This window comes from Streptomyces sp. NPDC126503 (assembly GCF_040302405.1).
Taxonomy (GTDB): domain Bacteria; phylum Actinomycetota; class Actinomycetes; order Streptomycetales; family Streptomycetaceae; genus Streptomyces; species Streptomyces gulbargensis.
The window spans coordinates 1-20,046 of the sequence record NZ_JBEORS010000012.1 but is presented as its reverse complement, the minus strand read 5'-3'; the positions used below and the strand labels follow the sequence as shown (position 1 = coordinate 20,046).

15 protein-coding genes and 2 pseudogenes are annotated in these 20,046 nt (G+C 75.7%); 8 read left to right on the top strand and 9 right to left on the bottom strand.

Annotated features, from left to right (window positions below; all coding sequences use genetic code 11):
• Positions 1-13: 13 nt before the first annotated feature.
• From ABTY40_RS17415 to ABTY40_RS17395, 5 genes are all read right to left on the bottom strand, one after another.
• Positions 14-922, bottom strand: coding sequence for a LysR family transcriptional regulator (locus ABTY40_RS17415; RefSeq protein WP_352060304.1), 909 nt, complete (start codon positions 920-922; stop codon positions 14-16).
• Between the two features lie 61 nt (positions 923-983).
• Positions 984-2,183, bottom strand: coding sequence for a glycine C-acetyltransferase (locus ABTY40_RS17410; protein WP_352060303.1), 1,200 nt, complete (start codon positions 2,181-2,183; stop codon positions 984-986).
• A 3-nt stretch (positions 2,184-2,186) separates the two neighbouring features.
• Complete coding sequence (tdh, locus tag ABTY40_RS17405) at positions 2,187-3,221, bottom strand: L-threonine 3-dehydrogenase (protein ID WP_352060427.1); 1,035 nt, start codon at positions 3,219-3,221, stop codon at positions 2,187-2,189.
• A gap of 166 nt (positions 3,222-3,387) precedes the next feature.
• Positions 3,388-4,959 carry a phytoene desaturase family protein gene (locus ABTY40_RS17400; protein WP_352060302.1) on the bottom strand — a complete coding sequence of 524 codons (1,572 nt, stop codon included), beginning with the start codon at positions 4,957-4,959 and terminating at the stop codon, positions 3,388-3,390.
• Positions 4,960-5,183: 224 nt separating this feature from the next.
• The gene (locus tag ABTY40_RS17395; protein WP_352060301.1) at positions 5,184-7,421 is read right to left on the bottom strand and encodes a serine/threonine-protein kinase; all 2,238 of its coding nucleotides are present in this window, start codon (positions 7,419-7,421) and stop codon (positions 5,184-5,186) included.
• Between the two features lie 243 nt (positions 7,422-7,664).
• Between ABTY40_RS17395 and ABTY40_RS17390 the strand changes: the two genes are divergently transcribed.
• Positions 7,665-8,147 (top strand): GreA/GreB family elongation factor, encoded by a 483-nt coding sequence (locus ABTY40_RS17390; protein WP_352060300.1) that lies wholly within the window; start codon positions 7,665-7,667, stop codon positions 8,145-8,147.
• A 6-nt stretch (positions 8,148-8,153) separates the two neighbouring features.
• Positions 8,154-8,975, top strand: coding sequence for a hypothetical protein (locus ABTY40_RS17385; RefSeq protein WP_352060299.1), 822 nt, complete (start codon positions 8,154-8,156; stop codon positions 8,973-8,975).
• A 25-nt stretch (positions 8,976-9,000) separates the two neighbouring features.
• Here ABTY40_RS17385 and ABTY40_RS17380 read toward each other — a convergent pair.
• A pseudogene (locus ABTY40_RS17380) lies at positions 9,001-9,576 on the bottom strand (DUF1345 domain-containing protein); the annotation flags it as partial.
• Between the two features lie 586 nt (positions 9,577-10,162).
• Here ABTY40_RS17380 and ABTY40_RS17375 point away from each other — a divergent pair.
• Positions 10,163-10,561 carry a TOBE domain-containing protein gene (locus tag ABTY40_RS17375; RefSeq protein ID WP_352060298.1) on the top strand — a complete coding sequence of 133 codons (399 nt, stop codon included), beginning with the start codon at positions 10,163-10,165 and terminating at the stop codon, positions 10,559-10,561.
• A 46-nt stretch (positions 10,562-10,607) separates the two neighbouring features.
• Here the strand turns inward: ABTY40_RS17375 and ABTY40_RS17370 are convergent, their stop codons facing one another.
• Positions 10,608-12,152: a PucR family transcriptional regulator gene (locus ABTY40_RS17370; protein WP_352060297.1), complete on the bottom strand. Its 1,545-nt coding sequence runs from the start codon at positions 12,150-12,152 to the stop codon at positions 10,608-10,610.
• 228 nt (positions 12,153-12,380) lie between these two features.
• Here ABTY40_RS17370 and ABTY40_RS17365 point away from each other — a divergent pair, with 228 nt between their 5' ends.
• From ABTY40_RS17365 to modA, 4 genes are all read left to right on the top strand, one after another.
• Positions 12,381-13,223, top strand: a complete 843-nt coding sequence (locus ABTY40_RS17365) for an FAD binding domain-containing protein (protein ID WP_352060296.1) — start codon at positions 12,381-12,383, stop codon at positions 13,221-13,223.
• Positions 13,220-16,003: a molybdopterin-dependent oxidoreductase gene (locus tag ABTY40_RS17360; protein WP_352060295.1), complete on the top strand. Its 2,784-nt coding sequence runs from the start codon at positions 13,220-13,222 to the stop codon at positions 16,001-16,003. Before ABTY40_RS17365 ends, ABTY40_RS17360 begins: the two co-directional genes overlap by 4 nt.
• A 108-nt stretch (positions 16,004-16,111) precedes the next feature.
• Entirely contained in the window at positions 16,112-16,240 is a 129-nt protein-coding gene (locus ABTY40_RS17355) for a hypothetical protein (RefSeq protein WP_352060294.1), read from the top strand.
• A gap of 89 nt (positions 16,241-16,329) precedes the next feature.
• Complete coding sequence (modA, locus tag ABTY40_RS17350; RefSeq protein ID WP_352060293.1) at positions 16,330-17,130, top strand: molybdate ABC transporter substrate-binding protein; 801 nt, start codon at positions 16,330-16,332, stop codon at positions 17,128-17,130.
• Positions 17,131-17,221: 91 nt separating this feature from the next.
• Here the strand turns inward: modA and ABTY40_RS17345 are convergent, their stop codons facing one another.
• The gene (locus ABTY40_RS17345) at positions 17,222-17,425 is read right to left on the bottom strand and encodes a hypothetical protein (RefSeq protein WP_345283182.1); all 204 of its coding nucleotides are present in this window, start codon (positions 17,423-17,425) and stop codon (positions 17,222-17,224) included.
• 191 nt (positions 17,426-17,616) lie between these two features.
• Between ABTY40_RS17345 and ABTY40_RS17340 the strand changes: the two genes are divergently transcribed.
• Positions 17,617-18,504, top strand: a complete 888-nt coding sequence (locus tag ABTY40_RS17340; RefSeq protein ID WP_352060292.1) for a siderophore-interacting protein — start codon at positions 17,617-17,619, stop codon at positions 18,502-18,504.
• Positions 18,505-18,524: 20 nt separating this feature from the next.
• On the opposite strand, the pseudogene ABTY40_RS17335 reads toward ABTY40_RS17340, so the two are convergent.
• A pseudogene (locus tag ABTY40_RS17335) lies at positions 18,525-20,046 on the bottom strand (AfsR family transcriptional regulator); the annotation flags it as partial.

Sequence of the window (20,046 nt, the reverse complement as noted above, 5' to 3'; positions counted from 1 at the left end):
AGAGCCCGCCGGTTCAGCCCCCGGGGGCCGCCGCCCGGTCGAGCGCGGCCAGGACCGGGCTGATCAACGGGTGGTCCTCGGCGCCCCGGCGGACCGCGGCGAAGACCCGCCGGGTGGGGGCGACGCCGTCCACCGGCCGGACGTCGACGTCCGTGAGGTCCATGCCGCGCAGGGCCGAACGCGGTACGAGCGCCACCCCGGCCGCCGCGGCGGCGAGCGCGACGACCGCCCGGAAGTCGTCCGAGACGTGTTCGAAGCGCGGGGCGAAGCCGGCGTACTCGCAGGCCAGGACGGTCACGTCGTGGCAGGGGTTGCCGGCCGACTGGCCGATCCAGGCGTCCTCGGCGAGGTCGGCCAGCGCCACCCGCTCGCCACCCGCGAGCCGGTGGCCGGGCGGCAGGACCGCGTCGAAGGGTTCGGCGTAGAGCGGGACCCGGGTGAGCCGGTCGCCGCTCTCGCCGGGGGCGCCCCGGTACTCGACGGCGACCGCCACGTCGACCTGCCGGTCGAGGACCATGAGGAGGCTCTCGTCGCCCTCTGCGTCCCGCACCCGGACCCGGATCCCGGGCGAGGTGCGGGCGAGCGCCGCGATGGCCGGGGCGACGACGAGCCCGATGCCGGTGGCGAAGGCCGCCACCGTGACGGTGCCGGCCTCGCCCGAGCCGTACGCCGCGAGTTCGGCCTCGGCACGCTCCAGCTGGGCGAGGACGGCGTGGGCGTGTCCGAGCAGGATCTCGCCCGCCGGGGTCAGCCGGGCGCCGCGGGCGCTGCGGTCGACGAGCCGGTGTCCGGTCTCCTGCTCCAGGGCGGCGAGCTGCTGGGAGACGGCGGAGGGGGTGAGGTAGAGCGCGGCGGCCGCCGCCGTGACCGTGCGGTGGTCGGCCACCGCGCGGAGGATGTGCAACCGCCGTGCTTCGATCATGCCCCTAGTCTGGCAGGCCGCGCGGCCTGTTCCTTTCCCTCCGCCCCTACCCTCGCGGCCGTCAGCCGCGCAGGGCGGCGCGGGCGGCGACGAAGGCGTCGACGGCGCGGTCGACGTCCTCGGTGGAGTGGGCGGCGGAGAGCTGGACGCGGATGCGGGCCTGGCCCTGCGGCACGACCGGGTACGAGAAGCCGATCACGTACACGCCGCGCTCCAGGAGCAGCTCGGCCATGCGCCCGGCCTCGGCGGCGTCGCCGATCATGACGGGGGCGATGGCGTGGTCGCCGGGGAGGATGTCGAAGCCCTCCTCGGTCATGCGGGAGCGGAAGAGCGCCGTGTTGGCGTTGAGCCGCTCGCGCAGGTCGCCGGCGGACTCCAGGAGGTCGAGGACCTTGAGGGAGGCGGCGGCGATGACCGGGGCGAGGGTGTTGGAGAAGAGGTACGGGCGGGACCGCTGGCGCAGCAGGGCGACGATCTCGGCGCGGGCGGCGACGTAGCCGCCGGAGGCGCCGCCGAGGGCCTTGCCGAGGGTGCCGGTGATGATGTCGACCCGGTCCATGACGCCGTGCAGCTCGGGGGTGCCGCGGCCGCCGGGGCCGACGAAGCCGACGGCGTGCGAGTCGTCCACCATGACCATCGCGTCGTACCGCTCGGCCAGGTCGCAGATCTCGTCGAGCGGGGCGACGTAGCCGTCCATGGAGAAGACGCCGTCGGTGACGATCAGCTTGCGGCGGGCGCCGCCTTCGGTGGCCTCCTTGAGCTGCTGCTCCAGGTCGGCCATGTCGCGGTTGGCGTAGCGGAAGCGGCGGGCCTTGGAGAGGCGGATGCCGTCGATGATGGACGCGTGGTTGAGGGCGTCGGAGATGACGGCGTCCTCAGGCCCGAGGAGCGTCTCGAAGACGCCCCCGTTGGCGTCGAAGCAGGAGGAGTAGAGGATCGTGTCCTCCTGGCCGAGGAAGGCGGAGATCCGCGCCTCCAGCTCCTTGTGCACCTCCTGCGTGCCGCAGATGAAGCGGACCGAGGCCATGCCGTAGCCCCAGCGGTCCAGCGCCTCGTGCGCGGCGGCGATCACCTCGGGGTGGTCGGCGAGGCCGAGGTAGTTGTTGGCACAGAAGTTCAGGACCTCGCCGGGGCGGCCGCCCGCGGTCACCTCGACGGTCGCGGACTGGGGGGTGCCGATGACCCGCTCGGGCTTGTGGAGTCCGGCCTGCTCGATCTCTTCGAGGGTGGCGCGGACGGAGTCGCGTACGGAATCGAACATGGGTCAGGCTCCCGTGGTCCAGTCGAGGATGATCTTGCCGCTGCGGCCGGAGGCGGCGTCGTCGAAGGCGGCGTCGAAGTCGCGGTAGTCGTAGCGGCCGGTGATGACGGGGGCGAGGTCGAGGCCGCCCTCCAGGAGGACCGACATCGCGTACCAGGTCTCGAACATCTCGCGGCCGTAGATGCCCTTGATCGTGATCATGGAGGTGACGATCTTGGCCCAGTCGACGGCGAAGTCCTCGCTCGGCAGGCCGAGCATGGCGATCCTGCCGCCGTTGGTCATGTTGGCGACCATGTCGCGCATCGCGTGCGGGTTCCCGGACATCTCCAGGCCGACGTCGAAGCCCTCCTTGAGGCCGAGGGTGCGCTGCCCGTCGGCGATGGTCCGCTCGGCGACGTTGAGGGCGAGGGTGACGCCGGTCTTGCGGGCCAGGTCGAGGCGCTCCTCGCTGACGTCGGTGATGACGACGTTGCGCGCGCCTGCGTGCTTGGCGACGGCGGCGGCCATGATGCCGATGGGACCGGCGCCGGTCACCAGGACGTCCTCGCCGACGAGCGGGAAGGAGAGGGCCGTGTGCACGGCGTTGCCGAACGGGTCGAAGATCGCGGCGACGTCGAGGTCGACGGGGACGCGGTGCACCCACACGTTGGAGGCGGGCAGGGCCACGTACTCGGCGAAGGCGCCGTCGCGGCCGACGCCGAGGCCGACGGTGGCGCGGCAGAGGTGGCGGCGGCCGGCGAGACAGTTGCGGCACTTGCCGCAGACGAGGTGGCCCTCGCCGCTGACCAGGTCGCCCACGGCGACGTCGGTGACGTCACGGCCGACGGAGACGACCTCGCCGACGAACTCGTGGCCGATCGTCAGCGGCGTGTCGATCGTCTTGCGCGCCCAGCCGTCCCAGGAGCGGATGTGGAGGTCGGTGCCGCAGATACCGGTCCGCTTGACCTTGATCAGGACGTCCCCGGGGCCCGTCTCCGGCTCGGGAACGTCCGTGAGCCAGAGTCCCGGCTCCGCCTTCAGCTTGACCAGTGCCTTCAATGCCACGGCTCCCGACGTGTGTGTCCTGTGATGTGCGGGGCGGGCACGGCTGCGCACCCTTGATCCCTGGAGGAAATCTTCCTCACCCGGGACCGTGGGTCCATCGAGGTTTTCTTAAGCGCGCTCGCAGATCAGCTTCACGCCCCCGGTGGGAGGCGTGCGGGCGTCAACGTCCCAGGGCCGCCATCGCCGCGTTGTGGCCGGGGATGCCGCTCACTCCGCCGCCCCGGACGGCGCCCGCGCCGCAGAGCAGGACGTTGGCGTGCCGGGTCTCGACGCCCCAGCGGCCGGCGCCCTCCTCCGCGTACGGGAAGGAGAGGTCGCGGTGGAAGATGTGGCCGCCGGGGAGGCGGAGTTCGCGTTCGAGGTCCAGGGGGGTCCTGGCCTCGAGGCACGGCCGCCCGTCGGCGTCCCGCGCGAGGCAGTCGGCGATCGGTTCGTCCAGGTGGGCGTCGAGCTGGTCGAGCGTCGCCCCGAGGAGGGCGGCGCGGGCCGCGTCGTGGTCGGCGGCGAACAGCCGGGCGGGGGTGTGGAGTCCGAAGAGGGTGAGGGTGTGGTGGCCGCGGGCGGCCAGGTCCGGGCCGAGGATCGTGGGGTCGGTCAGGGAGTGGCAGTAGATCTCGGACGGCGGGGCGGTGGGCAGGCGGCCGGCGGCGGCCTCGGCGTGGGCGGTGGCGAGTTGCCCGTACCCCTCGGCGACGTGGAAGGTGCCGGCGAAGGCCTCGCGCGGGTCGACGGAGCGGTCGCGGAGCCGGGGAAGGCGGGTGAGCAGCATGTTGACCTTGAGCTGGGCGCCTTCCGGGGACGGTGGGGGCGTCTCGCCGAGGAGTTCGGCGAGGTGCCGCGGTGAGGCGTTGACCAGGACGTGGCCGGCGGCCGCGGTGGCCTCCGCGCCGTCGGGGGTGCGGTACGTGACCTCGGCGCGGCGGCCGTCGGTCTCGACGCGGGTGACCTCGTGGCCGGTGAGGATCGTGGCCCCGGCGGCGCGGGCCGCGTCGGCGAGGGCGTCGGTGAGGGCGCCCATGCCGCCGACGGGGACGTTCCAGTCGCCGGTGCCGCCGCCGATGACGTGGTAGAGGAAGCAGCGGTTCTGGCGGAGGGAGGGATCGTGGGCGTGGGTGAAGGTGCCGATGAGGGCGTCGGTGAGGACGACCCCGCGCACCAGGTCGTCGGCGAAGGCGCGCTCGACGGCGATCCCGAGGGGTTCCTCGAACAGCGTCCGCCAGGCCTCGGGGTCGTCGAGCCGGGCCCGGAGTCCGGCGCGGGTGGGGAGCGGCTCGGTGAGGGTGGGGAAGATCCGGCGGGCGGCCCGCCCGGTCCGGCCGTAGAACTCCCGCCACGCCTCGTAGGCGCGGTCGGAGCCGGTGAGCGCGGCGAAGGAGGCCCGGGTCCGTTCCTCTCCCCCGCCGACGAGGAGACCGCCGTCGCCGTGGGGCGTGTACGAGGAGACGGACCGTTTGCGCACGGCGAACCGCAGCCCCAGGTCGCGGACGATCTTCGCCGGGAGGAGCGAGACGAGGTACGAGTACCGGGAGAGCCGGGCGTCCACCCCGGCGAACGGCCGGGTCGACACGGCGGCCCCGCCGGTGACGTCCAGCCGCTCCAGGACGAGGACCGTCCGCCCGGCGCGGGCCAGGTACGCGGCGGCGGTGAGGCCGTTGTGACCGCCTCCGACGACGACGGCGTCATAGGCGCGGGGTGCGGCGTGGCCGCCGGGGCGGGGTGCGCGGTCGGTCATGGCTCATGCTCACACGGGGCGGGGCGGGGCGCGGCGGAAGGGCGCGGTGCGGGGGCTCCTGAGGGTGCCTCGGCGGTTCGGCGCGCCCGGCAGGGGCTTGGCGGGTCACGGCGGCGGCTCCGCCCGCGCGCGGCGCGCCGACGTACCCCCGGCGGTTCTCCGAGCGGTCGGCCGGGACGGTGAGCGGGGCCGGACCCGTCCCTTGCGCCGGGCCGGGCGGTGCGTCATCCCGGTGGTGCGGCGGCCGCCCTGCGGAGGAGGGCGGCGGCTTCGGCGGGGCGGCCGAGGCGTTCCAGGCAGTGCGCCTCGTCGGCGAGGGCGGCGAGGGTGTCGGGGTGGGCGGGGCCGAGGACCCGGGTGCGGGCCTCCGCGACCTCGTGGTGGGCCGTCAGGGCCTCGTCCCAGCGGCCGAGACGGCCGAGGGCGACCGCGATCTCGCGACGGCTGAGGAGGGTCTCCGGGTGCTCGGCCCCCAGGGCGGCGGCGCGGGCCGTGTGGACCTCCCGGGAGGCGGTGAGCGCCTCCGTCCAGCGGCCCAGGCGGCCGAGGTTGACGGCGAGGACGTGGCGGGCGCGCAGGGTCTCGGGGTCGTTGGGACCGTGGAGGCGGGTGCGCGCCTCGGCCACCTCGCGGCAGAGGGCCAGGGCGTCGGCGGCCTGCCCGAGGCGGCCGAGGCAGACGCCGGTCTCGTAGCGGGCGGTGAGCGTGTCCGGGTGGTCGGGGCCCAGGGCCTCGGCGCGGGCCTCGGCCACCGCCCGGTAGTGGGCGAGGGCCTCCTCCGGACGGCCCAGCCGGGCGAGGGCGTACCCCACCTCCTGGCGGGACTTCAGGGTGTCGGGGTGGCCGGCGCCGAGCAGCCGGGCCCGGGCCTCGGCGACCTCGGCGGCCGTGCGGTAGGACTCCTCGGCGCGGCCGAGCCGGCCGAGGGTGACGGCCACGTTGTGGCGGCAGCGCAGGGTGTCGGGGTGGTCGGCGCCCGCGGTGCGTTCGCGGGCGGCGAGGACCGCCGCGTACCGTTCGTACGCCTCCGCGTGCCGGCCGAGGCGGCCCAGCGCGTACGCCCGTTCCTGGTGGGCGGCGAGGGTGTCGGGGTGGTCCTCGCCGAGGACGCGGGCGCGGGCGGCGGCGACCCGGTCGAAGGTGGCGAGGGCGTCGGCCGGGCGGCCGAGGCGGGCGAGCGCGAACCCCACCTCGTACCGGCTCGCCAGGGTGTCGGGGTGGTCCTCGCCGAGGACGAGGGCGCGGTGGTCGGCGACGGACCGGTGGACCTCCTCGGCCTCCTCCCAGCGGCCGAGGCGGCCGAGGCCGATGCCGGCCCGGTACCGGCCGGCGAGCACGGCGAGCAGCTCCGCCGACGGGGCGGTGGCCGGGCCGGCGGCCGGGGCCGGGTGGGCGGCGGTGGTCCATGCGGTGGTGAGGACGGCGGCGGCCCCGTCGTGGGCGGCGGTGTGCCGGGCGGTGGCCTCGGCCGGCCGGTGACCTCCGGTCAGGTTCCGCGCCCAGGCGGGCACGGGGGCGCGGGGCGGGGCGGCGGGGCGGGGCAGTGTCGCCACCGGGGCGGGGACCGCGTGCGGGGCGGGGACGGGGGCCGCGTGCGGGACCGGGACCGGCACCGTGCGGCCGCTGACGATGCGCCGGCGCAGGTCGCCCGCGTCGGACGGCCGCTGCTCGGGGGCCTTGGCGAGCAGGTCGAGGACGATCCGGTCGAAGTAGTCGGGCAGTTCGGCCCGGTGCGCCCTCGGGGGGCGCGGCTCGGTGTCCCGGTGGCCGATGAGGATGGCCCACGAGTCCCCGAGGTCGAACGGCGGGGCGCCGGTGGCCAGCTCGTACAGCACGCAGCCGAGCGAGTAGAGGTCGCTGCGGTGGTCGATCTCACCGCCGCCGATCTGCTCCGGGGACATGTAGTGGGGCGTCCCCATGGCGATGCCGGTGCCGGTGAGCCGCGAGGTGAAGCCGAGGTCGGCGTCCAGGCGCGCGATGCCGAAGTCGCAGAGCTTCACCGTGCCGTCGCGCAGCCGCATGATGTTGGCGGGCTTGAGGTCGCGGTGCACGATGCCGTGGCGGTGGGTGTACGCGAGGGCGTCGGCCACCTGGTCCGCGATGTCCACGACGTCCTGGACGGGCAGCGGGCTCTGGGCGTTGGCGGCGAGGAGCTGGCTGAGGTTGCGGCCCTCCAGGAGTTCCATGACGAGGTAGAGCACGCCCTCGGACTCGCCGAAGTCGTGCACGACGGTGATGCCCCGGTGCTGGAGGGCGGCGGCGACACGGGCCTCGCGGCGGAAGCGCTCCCGTACGACCCGGTGGATCTGCGGGTCCTGGTGCGGTGCGAGCGGTTTGAGGCACTTCACGGCGACCGAGCGCCCGAGGGCCTCGTCGGTGGCGCGCCACACCTCGCCCATGCCGCCGCGCCCGATGACCTCGTGCAGCCGGTACCGGCCCTGGATCAGCCTGCTGTCCCCCATCGCGTGCCGTCGCCCCCGTCGATTTCCGTGCACCTCCCCGGCCCGACCAGTATGGCCGCCGGTACGGACAGTGTGTACGGGGCGGGTGTCTGCCGTTCGGGTCGGGGCGTCCGATGGCCGTAGGGCCCTGGCCCCGCCGGGTGGGCGGCGCCGCGCGCGCCGGTCTCGTGGCCCAATGGCCGCCTCTTGTCCCGCTCTGTAACGTTTCGCCCGGAAGACGACTTCGCGGAGACGGGAGCAGGAATGACCGGTGGACCCGAACCCATGAGTGCCGACGCCCGCCGGGCGTTCGAGAGCGAACTCGCCGATCTGCGGGCCGAGCGGGAGACGGTGGCCGCGACCCTCGGGGACGGCGGGGGCGACGGGCCGGGCGACCGCGCCGACCAGGCGGACGAGCTGCGGCGCGCCGACCTGCTCGACCGGCTCGACGGCCGGATCGCGGAGATCGACGGCCGGCTGCGCGAGGCGGCCGTGGCGGGGCCGCCGGACACGGACGTGGTGGGGGTGGGCAGCACGGTCAGCGTGCGGTTCGCCGACGGCACGCGGAGCACCCTCCAGGTCGGCGGGGCCGCCGAGGCCCCCGACGCGACGACGGTGACCGCCGACAGCCCGCTGGGCCGCGCGCTCATGGGCCGCAGGGCCGGGGACAGCGTCGCGTACGACACCCCTGAGGGGCCCGGTTCGGCGGTCGTCGAGTCGCTCGGCGGCGCCCCCGGCGCCTCCTGACGCGCCGTGGGGGACGACACGCGCGCGGGGCCCGCGGAGCCGGTCCCCGCCGGTGCCGGGGAGGCCGACCGCAAGGGCGGCCCCGGGCACACCGTTCTCATGGCGCTGGCCGTCGCCGTGCCGGTCACCGAGGTGGCGTACACGGTCGGCGGCGGGGACGCGCTGCGCGACGTTCTCGTGGGGATGGAGCCGGGCAACTGGCCGGACGTCCTGATCGGCATGATCATCACCGACCCGCTCCTCGGGTCGGTGCTCGCCGTCGTCGTGTCGCGGGTGGTGTTCGCGCTCTTCGCCGCCCGGGGCGCGGTGCCGGTGGGCCACGGGCCCGGGCGGACCCTGCGCCGGGTGGCCCTCACGGTGGTCAACCCGCTGGCGGTGGGCGTCGTCGACGCCTGTTTCTTCGGCCCGTGGTGGGGGCTCGCCACGGGGCTCGTCGCGTACGCCCTGCGGCAGGGCGTCGTGGTGGAGTACCGGACGGGGCGGCGGCACCCACGCCACCACGGTGCCGGCTCCGGGGGCGCCTACCGGCCGCCGGCCTGGCTGCGGCGGGCCGCCGGTGTCGAGTGGTGGGTGGCGCTCGGTCTGAGCGTGGTGGTCCTGCCCGTCCTGGCCTTCGCGTCGGCCCTCGACGGGCAGGCGTGGACGTCGATCGTGGAGTGCCGGGTCACCACGGGCACGCGGACCGGGAACGCCCGTCTGATCGAACTCGGCCGCAAGGGCGACGGGGTGGTCGGCTGGAACCTGGACGCCCGGGAGATCTCCAACGGCGTGGCGTGCGCGGCCACGGAGAGCCGCACCGTCCGCGCCCCCTGGTGGCGCGGCGGCTGAGGAGTGCGGTGGGGCGGGCGGGGCTTCAGCGGGTGACGATGCCGGCGACGAGGTTGATGGCCGTGGCGAGGATGCTGGCGCCGAAGACGTAAGAGAGCAGGCAGTGGCGCAGGACGACCCGGCGCAGCGCGGGGCTGGAGACGTCGGTGTCGGAGACCTGGTAGGTCATGCCGAGGTTGTAGCTGAAGTAGAGGAAGTCGCTGTAGCCGGGCGGGTCCGGGCCGTTGAAGTCGATGCCGCCCTCGGGCGGGTGGTAGTAGAGGTACGCGTAGCGGGTGGCGTACATGAGGTGGAGCGCCGCCCAGGCCATGAAGACACCGAGGAAGGCCGTGGCCGCCGCGGCGTGACTGAGTCCGGAGTCCCCGACGAGGAGCAGCGCCACGATCGCGCCGAGCCCGCCGAGGGCGGCCGTGACGACGGCGATCTCCTCGACGGCGGGCCGGAACTCCTCGCGGCGCACGTTGCGGTGGGTGGTGGCGGCGTCCATGGGCCACAGGACGATCCATCCGGTCACGACGAAGACGGTCTCGGCGGCGGCGACGCCGGCCAGGATGCCGAGGGGCACACCCGCGAGGAGCCCGGCGGCCGCCCCGGCGGCGGCTCACGAGGCGACGGCCCCGGCGAGCCGGGGCCCCGCGTACCGCACCGACCAGGAGGACATCACGCCCGGGCCCGCGGTACGGCCACGGTCCCGTCGGTGCGGGCGGCGGACGCCGGGGGGATCACGGCGGGTCCGGGCTGCGGGGTGTCCACGGCGGACGTCGGCATGGCGCTGGGCTCCTCGGCGGGCGGGGCGGTCCGGTGCCGAGCCGGTGCGGCTCCGGCGGGGAACCGGGCGACGCCCCGGTCGGCAACGGCGGAAGGGCACCGGGAAGCGGCGGGCCGGGCGGGGACCGGGCGGCGTGCGTCAGCGTATCCGGCCCTGGGAGGACCCGCAGCCCGGCGCCGACCGACCGCGCCCCGGCCACCGGCCCCGCCGCTCCCCGGGACGCCGCCGCACGGCTGGGGTACGGGTGCGGACCTCGCCTGCGGAAAGGGGCCGTCCCCCGGCCTTCGCCCCGTGTCCGTACGCGAGGAAGGGCCGAACGCCGTGAGGAGACCCGGGTGGTGGGCCCGCGCAAACGGAAGTGTCGCGGCCGCGCGGGGCGGCCGCCGGGTCCGGGGTCCGACGGCGTTAGAGTGCGCGGATGCCGTCGTACAGCATGGGGCAGGCCGCGCGGCTGCTCGGAGTGAGTTCGGAGACCGTTCGCCGGTGGGCGGACGCGGGCAGGCTGGCCATGACGCGCGACGGGGCGGGCCGGCGGGTGGTGGAGGGCGTGGCCCTGGCGCGTTTCGCGCACGAGCGGGGTGCCGGGCTGTACGCCGTCCCGGGGGACGAGGTGCCGACCTCGGTCCGCAACTCCTTCACCGGGATCGTGACGGGGGTACGGACCGACGAGGTGGCCGCGCGGGTCGAGGTGCAGTGCGGTCCGCACCGTGTGGTGTCCCTGGTGACGCGTGAGGCCGTGGAGGAGCTGGGTCTGGAGGTCGGCGTCCTGGTGACCGCCCGGGTCAAGTCGACCGGTGTGCACGTCGACGTGCCCTGAGAAGCGGGCCTCGCCGGGCCGGCCGAGGCCGGCCGGAGGCGTGGCGTCAGCGGCAGAGGAGGGCGGCGCGCAGGTCGAGCCGGTCGTCCAGGCGTGAGAGGTCCCGCCCCGTGAGGGTCTCGACGCGTTCGACGCGGTAGTGGACCGTGTTGACGTGGACGTGCAGGGCCTCGGCGGTCCTGGCCCACGAGCAGTCGTGCGCGAGGAAGACCTCCAGGGTCTCCAGGAGCATCGGCCCGGAGCCCCGTCCGGCGCCCAGCAGGGGGCCGAGGACGGTGCGCCGGTACACCTCCCGTACATCGGCGGGGATTCCGGCCAGCAGGACCGCGAGGCCGTCGAGATCGTCGGGGCCGGCGACCCGGGGAGCGCGGGGCGGGACGGCGGCGGCGAGGGCGTGCCGGGCCTGCGCGAGGGCGGCGCCCAGGCCCGCGGCGGTGGCGGTGGGGGCGCTCACCCCGGCGTGCCGGGAAACCCCGGGCCGGCAGGCGTCGATGAGCGGCCACGCCTCGCGCAGCCCCTCCCGTACGCCGGCCGCCGCGTCCGCCGCGTGGGCGACGACGGCGACCGTTTCGCTCCCCGCGCCCTCGGCGGCGGCGAACGCGACGGACGGCAGGTGGCCGAGCGCCTCGGCGAGCGCGGCGACACCGTCGGCGCCGGTCTCCGCCGCGTCACCGGGCGGCGGCGACGTCACGGCCGCGACGACGACGGTGTACGCGGCGGCCGGGTCGCCCAGGCCACAGGCCGTCAGGGCGGCCCGCAGCCGGTCGGTGTCGGGCCGCAGGGCGCCGACGGCCTCCACGAGCCGCCCGGCGGCGGTGGCGCGCGCGGCGCGGTGCCGGTCCTGGCGGCGCCGGTGACGGCCGAGGAGTTCGGATATCTCCTGCAGGGCGCGCGGCGGTACGTGTCCCCGCACGGGCAGGTGCAGGTACCAGGCGTCGAAGACGGTTCCCTCTGCCTCGACGCGCACGGTCGTGCCGTGCCCTGCGCGCAGGGCCTCGGCGGCGCGCGGGGCGGGGAGCGGCACCGTACCGCCGGTGCGGGCGACGGTGCGGCCGGCGGCCGTGAGCAGGTGACAGGCGGGGGTGCCGAGGTGGGCGAAGGCCCGGTCGAGCAGGTCCCCCGCCGTGGCGCCGCCCTCCAGGGCGCGGTCGAGGTCGAGACGGACGTTCTCCGGCAGGGCGTGGTGGTCGGTGGGCCGGCGGCTGAGTTCGCCCCACTGCCGCAGGTAGACCGCTTCGGTGACGGCCCGGAAGCTGGTGTGTGGGGGCACCGCGATGAGGGCGACACGGTGCCGCCGGCAGGATTCGGCGAGCACCCGCGGCACCTCCCCGTGGGTCTCCTCCCCGGCGAGCAGCGCCACCGCCCCGGCCCTGCGCAGGGCGGACACGAACCGGTCGGTCTTTGCGGGCGCGTCCTCCCCGCCCCACCACACGAGCCCGCTCAGCACGACCTCGCCCGGCTGGAGGAAGCGCTCCGGGTCCTCCAGATCGGTGGCGGTCACCCCGGCGATCTCCTGGCCGAGCAGGGCCTCGTCGCCCCAGACGAGCGAGAGGTCCAGACGGTCCAGACGGAGGAGGTGGTCGAGGTGCATACGGGGCTCCTTGGCGCGGTCGCGGGACGGGCCCGCCCTCGCATTCACGAGGCGAATGCGGGTCGACGCATCGTAGATGCACAGGTCGGGGCGGAGAACAGCTCTTGGTCGATCCACCAGGGGAGTCAACCGCGAGGAGCCCGTTCTCCGGGTGCGCGTCCAGTCGTGCGGCCGGTCCCCCACGGGTTTCACTGACCTGAGGACACCGGTCGGAAGGCATGGATGGGAATGGACCTGAACACGATCACGGAGGTGCGGGACGCGCGGCTGCGTGAGCCGTGGCGTCCCGGGGACGCGTGGCTGGGCGGCGGCACGTATCTGTTCTCGGAGCCGCAGCCGCGCCTGCGGCGGCTGATCGATCTGAGCCGCACGGGGTGGGAGCCGCTGGTGCGGCACGCGGACGGGTCGCTGGAGATCGCGGCGACCTGCACGATCGCCGAGCTGGCCCGTTTCGGGCGGCGGTCGCTCGCGGCGCCGGCGGCGCCGCTGTTCGAGCAGTGCTGCCGGGCGTTCCTCGCCTCGTTCAAGATCTGGAACATGGCGACCGTCGGCGGGAACCTGTGCAACGGCCTGCCGGCCGGGCCGATGATCTCGCTGACCGCCGCGCTCGACGGGGAGTGCCTGCTGCGGGCGCAGGACGGCACCCGACGGCGGGTCAGGGTCGGGGACTTCGTGCTCGGCGCGGGCGTGAAGGACCTGGCGGAGGGCGAGTTGCTGCGGTCGGTGACCCTGCCGGGGCGGGCGCTGGGGTGCCGTACGGCCTTCCGGCAGGCGTCGCTGTACGGGCTGGGGCGTTCCGCCGCGCTGGTGATCGGCGCCCTCGATCCGGTGGACGGCTCGCTGGCGGTGACGGTGACCGCGGCGACGACGCGGCCGTTCCGGTTCTGGTTCCCGCTGCCGCCGGACGCCGGGCACCTGCGCCGTACGATCGACTCCGGCGTCCCGGCCGGGGAGTGGTTCGACGACGTCCACGGACTGCCCGAGTGGCGCCGGCACATGGTCCTGCGCCTCGCCGAGGAGGTCCGCCGGGAGCTCACCGCGCCCGCCGGCGCCGGGGAGGGTGTCCGGTGAGCTTCGCACTGCGGGTCAACGGGCGGGCGCTGGACGCCGCACCGCGTCCCGGCCAGTGCCTGCGCACCTATCTGCGCGAGCACGGCTGGTTCGGTGTGAAGAAGGGCTGCGACGCCGGGGACTGCGGCGCCTGCACCGTCCATGTCGACGGGAAGCCCGTGCACAGCTGCCTGTATCCGGCCGTGCGGGCGGACGGCCGGTCCGTCACCACCGTCGAGGGCCTGGCCTCACCGGACGGCGAACTCCACCCGGTGCAGCGCAGGTTCCTGGAGGCGCAGGGCTTCCAGTGCGGCTTCTGCACCGCCGGGTTCCTCATGACGACGGCCGCCCTGGAGGCCGAGCGGGGCACGGAGGACGACGACGGGAAGCTGGACGACCTGCCGCGCGCCTTCAAGGGCAACCTCTGCCGGTGCACCGGTTACCGGGCGATCGAGGACGCCGTCCGGGGCGTGCGGCACACCGAACGGCCCGGTCCCGGAGAGGCGGTGGGGCGCAACGCGGGCGCGCCGGCCGGACCGCAGATCGTCACCGGGACCGCCCGCTACACCTTCGACGTCGAGGTTCCCGGCCTGCTGCACATGAAGCTGCTGCGCTCGCCGCACCCGCACGCCCGGATCGCGGCGGTCGACAGTTCGGCCGCGCTGCGCGTCCCGGGGGTGGTGGCCGTCCTCACCCACGAGGACGCCCCGGCGACGCTGTACTCCTCCGCACGGCACGAGCACCCCACCGAGGACCCCGACGACACCCGCGTCCTGGACGACGTCGTGCGGTACGCCGGCCAGCGGGTCGCGGCCGTCGTCGCCGAGAGCGAAGCGGCCGCCGAGGAGGGCTGCCGGCGGATCGAGGTCACCTACGAGGAACTTCCCTACGTGATCGACCCGGAGGCGGCGATGCGTTCCGGCGCGCCCGCGCTCCACGGCGACAAGGGTCCCGGGGAACGGATCGCCCGGGCACGGAACAACGTCGTCGCCGAGGCGCACGGCGAGATCGGCGATGTCGAGCGGGGGTTCGCCGAGGCGGACGTGGTGTACGAGGAGACCTTCCGGACGCAGCGGGTGCAGCACGCGAGTCTGGAGACCCACGGCTGTGTCGCGTACTTCGAGCCGAAGGAGGACGGGACGGGAGAGCGGCTCACCGTCCGCTCCTCCACCCAGACGCCGTTTCTGACCCGGCGGGCGCTGTGCGCGCTGTACGGCCTCGCCGAGGACGAGGTGCGGGTGGTCGCGGGCCGGGTGGGCGGCGGCTTCGGCGGCAAGCAGGAGATGCTCACCGAGGACGTCGTCGCCCTCGCGGCCCTGAAGCTGCGGCGGCCGGTGAAGCTGGAGTACACCCGGGCCGAGCAGTTCCAGGGGGCGACCACCCGGCACCCGTTCACCATCGGCGTCAAGGTGGGAGCGCGCGAGGACGGCACGCTCACCGCCGTTCGGATGCGGGTGGTGTCCGACACCGGCGCTTACGGAAACCACGGTCCTGCGGTGATGTTCCACAGCGTCGGCGAGTCCTTCGCCGTCTACCGCGCCCCGCACAAGAAGGTCGACGCCTACGCGGTGTACACCAACACGGTTCCGGCGGGCGCCTTCCGGGGGTACGGCCTCGGTCAGGTGACGTTCGCGGTGGAGTCGGCGATGGACGAACTCGCCCGCCGGCTGGGCATGGACCCGCTCGTCTTCCGCGTGCGGAACGTCATCGGTCCGGGCGAGGGCCTGCACGGCCCGCTCGGCGAGGAGGAGGACCTCCACATCGCCTCGTACGGGCTGGACCAGTGTCTGGCGGTGGTGCGGAGCGCCCTCGCGGAGGACCGGGGCGCGGACGACGTGCCCGAGGGGTGGCTGGTGGGGCAGGGCACCGGGCTGGCGATGATCGCCACCGGGCCGCCGGGCGGCCACCACGCCGACGCCCGTGTTTCCCTCCGGGAGGACGGCGGGTACGAGATCGCCGTGGGCACCGCCGAGTTCGGCAACGGCACCACCACGGTCCACCGGCAGATCACCGCCGGGGCCCTGAACACCACCGAGGACCGGATCACCGTCCGCCAGTCCGACACGGACGTGGTGCGCCACGACACGGGCGCCTTCGGCTCCACGGGAACCGTGGTCGCCGGGAAGGCGGTCCTGCTCGCGGCCACCGCGCTCGCCGAGCGGCTGCGGACCCTCGCCGCCCGCCACACCGGCGTGCCCCGGCACGCGTGCGTGCTCGGCGCCCAGGCCGTCGACTGCGGCGGCCGGCTCGTTTCGCTGGAGGAGCTGTACGCGGCGGGGCGCCGGCTCGGCGCGGCGGAGGAGCTGGCGGCCGACGGGCACTGGGGCGGCTCCCCGCGCTCGGTCGCCTTCAACGCCCACTGGTTCAAGGTGGCCGTCGATCCCGGCACCGGGGAGATCCGCGTCCTGCGCAGCGTGCACGCCGCCGACGCCGGGAAGGTCATGAACCCGATGCAGTGCCGGGGCCAGGTCGAGGGCGGTGTCGCCCAGGCCCTCGGCGCGGCCCTCTTCGAGAACGTCCGCGTCGACGGGCGCGGCGAGGTCACCACGGCCTCCTTCCGCCACTACCGGCTCCCCCAGTACGCGGACGTGCCCCGCACCGAGGTCCACTTCACCCGGACGAGCGACGCGATCGGGCCGCTCGGGGCGAAGTCCATGAGCGAGAGCCCGTTCAACCCGGTCGCCCCGGCGCTCGCCAACGCGCTGCGCGACGCCACCGGCATCCGCTTCACGGAGCTGCCGGTCACCCGCGACCGCGTCTGGCGGGCGCTCGACCGGCGGGCGCGGGAGCCCGGCCGGTGAACCGGAGCGGTGTTCGTTCGGCCCTTCCTCCAACACGGCTCGCATGCGCGATGGAGACTCCCACGACAACCTTGCAGATGTGAGCTTCACCGCCCTACGGTGTCGCACATGCAGTCCTCCACCACGGGGCAGGCCGTCCGTCTGCCGGGTGCCGGCGCCCGACCGGCGCGCCGCCCGGCGGGCGCGGGCAGGCGCACGGTCCGCCGCGGCGCGAGCGAGCCGCGCGACCGCGCCTGACCACCTTCACGCGGTACCGGGAGGCGGCCGTCGGCGCGACCGGTTCGTCTCCCCCTTCTTCCCTTCCTCCTCAAGGAGTTCCGACCCTCATGTCCCGTCCCCTCATCCGAGGCCGTGCCGCCCTCGTGCTCACCGCCGCCCTGCTCGCGCCGCTCACCGCCTGTGGCGGCGACGGCGCCGGGAAGGGCGCGGGCGGTGCCACCGGCTCCGCGAGCGCCGCGCCCTCCGTGCGTCTGACGGTCCTCGCCGCCGCCTCCCTCACCGACGTCTTCGAGACGGCCGGCGCCGCGTACGAGAAGTCCCACCCGGGCACGGAGCTGAGGTTCTCCTTCGCCGGCTCTCAGGAGCTGGTCGCGCAGGTCGCGCAGGGCTCGCCCGCCGACGTCCTCGTCACCGCCGACACCAAGAGCATGGACAAGGTGCGGGCGGACACCGGCACGCCCACGGTCATCGCGAAGAACCGCCTGGTCATCGCCACCGCCGAGGGCAATCCGCACAAGATCGGCGGCCTGAAGGACCTCGCCGCACCCCGGCTCAAGGTGGTGCTCGCCGCTCCCGAGGTCCCGGCCGGCAAGTACAGCGAGAAGATCCTGAAGGCGCAGGGGATCACGGTGAAGCCGGTCTCCCAGGAACCCAACGTGCGCGCGGTCCTGAGCAAGGTGGAGCTCGGCGAGGCGGACGCGGGCCTCGTCTACCGCACCGACGCGGCCGGCGCCGCCGACAAGGTCGACGCGGTGGAGATCCCCGACGGGCAGAACGCGGTGGCGCAGTACCCGGCCGCCGCCCTGAAGGACTCCCCCAACGGCGGGGCGGCCACCGCCTTCGTCGCCTGGCTGGCCTCGCCCGCGGGCCAGAAGATCCTCCAGGAGGCGGGCTTCCAGAAGCCCTGACCGCCCGCCCGGCCCGGTGGAACGCGGCGGGTCCGCACGGAAGCCCCGGGCACGGCCCGGGGCTTCCCTGACAAGAACCGGGGAACGGCCCTCAGGGCAGGAGTTCGTCCATGGAGGCGCGCCGCCCCTTCTCGGCCATGCGGCGCTCCGCCCAGGCGAGGTTCTTGGGCGTCACGTCACGGCCGGAGGCGAGGACCAGGTCCTCCGCCGTGAAGTCGCCCTCGGAACCGGCGTGCAGCAGCCGGTCGGGCGTCGGGCTGTCCCCCGCCGTCGTCTTGTCGGGCTCTGCGTTCATGCCGCCTCCTCCGTAGTGGTCCGGCACTGGCCATTGTCGGCTCCGGCCCCCGGGACCGCATCCGGGGCCAGCGCCGACGCGCCCGGCCGTGTCGGCGGCGCGTCGGCACGGTGTCGGTGACCCCGGGCAGAGTCGCGGGCACGCCCCGGATCCCCGGGGACACACCGCGACCGCCCCGACAGAGGAGCCCCATGTCCACGCCCGCCTCCTTCTCCCCGTCCCCGGCCGGGGAGTCCCCGCTGCCGCTGCGACGGCTGCGCGTGACCGGTCTCGCGCGCCCGACCCCGCGAACCGTCCGGGTCACCCTCGCCGGGCCCGGCCTGGACCGGCTCGTGCTCGCCGGACCGGACCAGCAGGTGAAACTGTTCCTCCCGCGGGAGGGACAGGCCGAGCCGGTGCTGCCCGCGCCCGGTCCCGACGGCGACGTCATGCGCTGGTACGGGGCCTACGCGGCGATCCCCGAGGCCGAACGGCCGTGGATGCGGAGCTACACCCTGAGCGGTCACGACCCGGCGGCGGGCACGGTCGACGTCGACTTCGTCCTGCACGGCGGGGAGGAGGGGCCCGCCACGCGCTGGGCCCGGCGGGCGCGGCCCGGCGACGTGCTCGGCATGTTCGGCCCTTCACCGGACTTCGCGGTGCCTTTCGACTCCGGGGCGGGTGACTGGACGCTGCTGTACGCCGACGCCTGCGCGCTGCCCGCGCTGACCACCGTGGCGGCCGCCCTCCCGGCCGGCCGGGCCGCGCTCGCGCTCGTCCAGGTGCCGGACGCCGCCGAGGAACGGCCGCTCCCGTCGCCGGCGCGGCTCACCGTGCACTGGCTGCGGGACGGCGACTCCCCCGTGGACGCCCTCCGGGCCGCCGCGCCGCCGCCGGGACTGCCGCACGCCTGGCTGGCCGGCGAGGCCTCGGTGGTACGGGACCTGCGCCGCCACCTCGTACGGGAGCGGGGGCTCGACCGGCGTGCCGTCCACTTCACCGGCTACTGGCGGCGCCGCCTCGCCCAGGACGCCGCACCGACCCCGGAGGACCTGGCCGAGGCCCGGGAGCGCCTGAACGACGCGCGCGGGGATGCCTGAGCCGGGCGGTACGGCCCTGCTCAGGCGGGGGCGGGCCCCCGCCTGAGCAGCAGGGTCGCCTCCGGGACGGTGAGGGCCGCGCCCTCCTCGTGGAGGGCGCTGTACGTCTCCGCAGGCAGCGCGGCGCGCACGGCCTCCTCGGCCCGGGCCCGGATCGCGGCCTCCGTCCGCGTGGTGAAGGGACGGAACCCGCCCGCGCCCGGGTCGCCGCCGTGCGCGTCGTACGCCCCCAGGAGCCGCGCCCCGTCCTCGGCGCCGCCCGGCAGCCCGCGCCCGGCGCGGGCCCAGGCGGCGGTCGCGAACTGGGTGACGACCAGGTAGGGGGCGACCAGGTGGGCGAGGCTCTCCATGTCGTCCACGGCCCGCGCGAGCCGCTCCCCGGCCCGGCCGTACGCCCCGTCCAGGCAGTCGAGCCAGGCCCGCATGCCGCCGAGCAGACCCCGGACGAGCCCCGGGGTGAAGTCGCCGAGCTCGCTCTCGACCCGGGTGAGCTGTTCCTGGGCGAGGGCGGTCCGCCCGGTGTGGCCGTAGTGTTCGGCGAGCAGCATCCGGCCGGTCCCCGGGGCCTCCGCGCCCCGGGCGGCGGCCTCCTCGGCGGCCTCGGCGAGCATCCGTTCGGCGGCCTCGTCGCCGCCGGGCCGCAGCCGGAGCCGTACGGCCGCGAGGCGGGCGCGGAAGCCGGCCACCTGCGAGTGGGCGTCGGCGCGGGCGGCGGCGCGGGCGGCCCGCTCGAAGTCGGCGGCGGCCTCCTGGAGCCGCCCGCCCCGCTCGTACGCCTCGCCACGGGCCGCGAGGGACTCGGCGATCCCCCACGCGTCCCCGGCCTCCTCGAAGAGGGCGAGCGCCTCGGCGGCGTCCCCGGGTCCCCGGCCGAGGAGTTTGGCGCGCATGAGGAGGGCGAAGCCCAGGTCCCAGTGCGGAGCGTGGGCGCGGCAGGCCTCGACGACGAGCCCCAGGGTCTCGTCGAGCGTGCGGAGCCCGCCGGTCATCAGCCGGGCGAAGTACCACATGGTGCCGGGCTGGCGGCAGGTCTGCGGCGCTCCGGGCGGGTACGCGGCGACGACGGCGTCGAGCCGGGCGCGGTTGTCGGGGCTCTCCAGGGCGGTGGCGCCCTCCCCGCCCTGGACGGCGAGGGCGTAGAGGTGGGCGCCGCGCCGGGCTTCCCCGAGCCGTTCGCCGCTCCACGGGGGCGGCACGTCGGTGCACCGTCCGTCGACGGGGCGGGCGGTTTCGACGGGTTCCCGGAAGGGGTCGGGTCCGAGGCGGCAGGCGGCCGCCGCCCAGGTCCGGGACTCGGCCTGGTGGTTGCGCAGCTGCCAGAACCAGCTGAGCGCGTGGACCAGGCAGAGGGCCTCCTGCTCGTCGCCGAGGGCGACGGCCCGGCCGAGGGCCGCGCGGAGGTTGCCGTGCTCGCGCTCCAGCATCCGCAGCAGGTCCGCCTGCCGGGGGCCGCGCAGGTGGGGGTCGGTGGTGCGGGCGAGTTCGCGGTAGTACGCCAGATGGCGCCGCTCCGTCGCGGCCCGCTCCCCCGCCTCCTCCAAC

Bases quoted from the DNA above. Each gene is read 5' to 3' on its own strand.
- ABTY40_RS17345 (WP_345283182.1), bottom strand. From the start codon at position 17,425: ATGAACGCAGAGCCCGACAAGACGACGGCGGGGGACAGCCCGACGCCC.
- modA (WP_352060293.1), top strand. From the start codon at position 16,330: ATGTCCCGTCCCCTCATCCGAGGCCGTGCCGCCCTCGTGCTCACCGCC.
- ABTY40_RS17365 (WP_352060296.1), top strand. From the start codon at position 12,381: ATGGACCTGAACACGATCACGGAGGTGCGGGACGCGCGGCTGCGTGAG.
- ABTY40_RS17340 (WP_352060292.1), top strand. From the start codon at position 17,617: ATGTCCACGCCCGCCTCCTTCTCCCCGTCCCCGGCCGGGGAGTCCCCG.
- ABTY40_RS17395 (WP_352060301.1), bottom strand. From the start codon at position 7,421: ATGGGGGACAGCAGGCTGATCCAGGGCCGGTACCGGCTGCACGAGGTC.
- ABTY40_RS17415 (WP_352060304.1), bottom strand. From the start codon at position 922: ATGATCGAAGCACGGCGGTTGCACATCCTCCGCGCGGTGGCCGACCAC.
- ABTY40_RS17355 (WP_352060294.1), top strand. From the start codon at position 16,112: ATGCAGTCCTCCACCACGGGGCAGGCCGTCCGTCTGCCGGGTGCCGGC.
- ABTY40_RS17400 (WP_352060302.1), bottom strand. From the start codon at position 4,959: ATGACCGACCGCGCACCCCGCCCCGGCGGCCACGCCGCACCCCGCGCC.
- ABTY40_RS17390 (WP_352060300.1), top strand. From the start codon at position 7,665: ATGACCGGTGGACCCGAACCCATGAGTGCCGACGCCCGCCGGGCGTTC.
- ABTY40_RS17410 (WP_352060303.1), bottom strand. From the start codon at position 2,183: ATGTTCGATTCCGTACGCGACTCCGTCCGCGCCACCCTCGAAGAGATC.
- ABTY40_RS17375 (WP_352060298.1), top strand. From the start codon at position 10,163: ATGCCGTCGTACAGCATGGGGCAGGCCGCGCGGCTGCTCGGAGTGAGT.
- ABTY40_RS17370 (WP_352060297.1), bottom strand. From the start codon at position 12,152: ATGCACCTCGACCACCTCCTCCGTCTGGACCGTCTGGACCTCTCGCTC.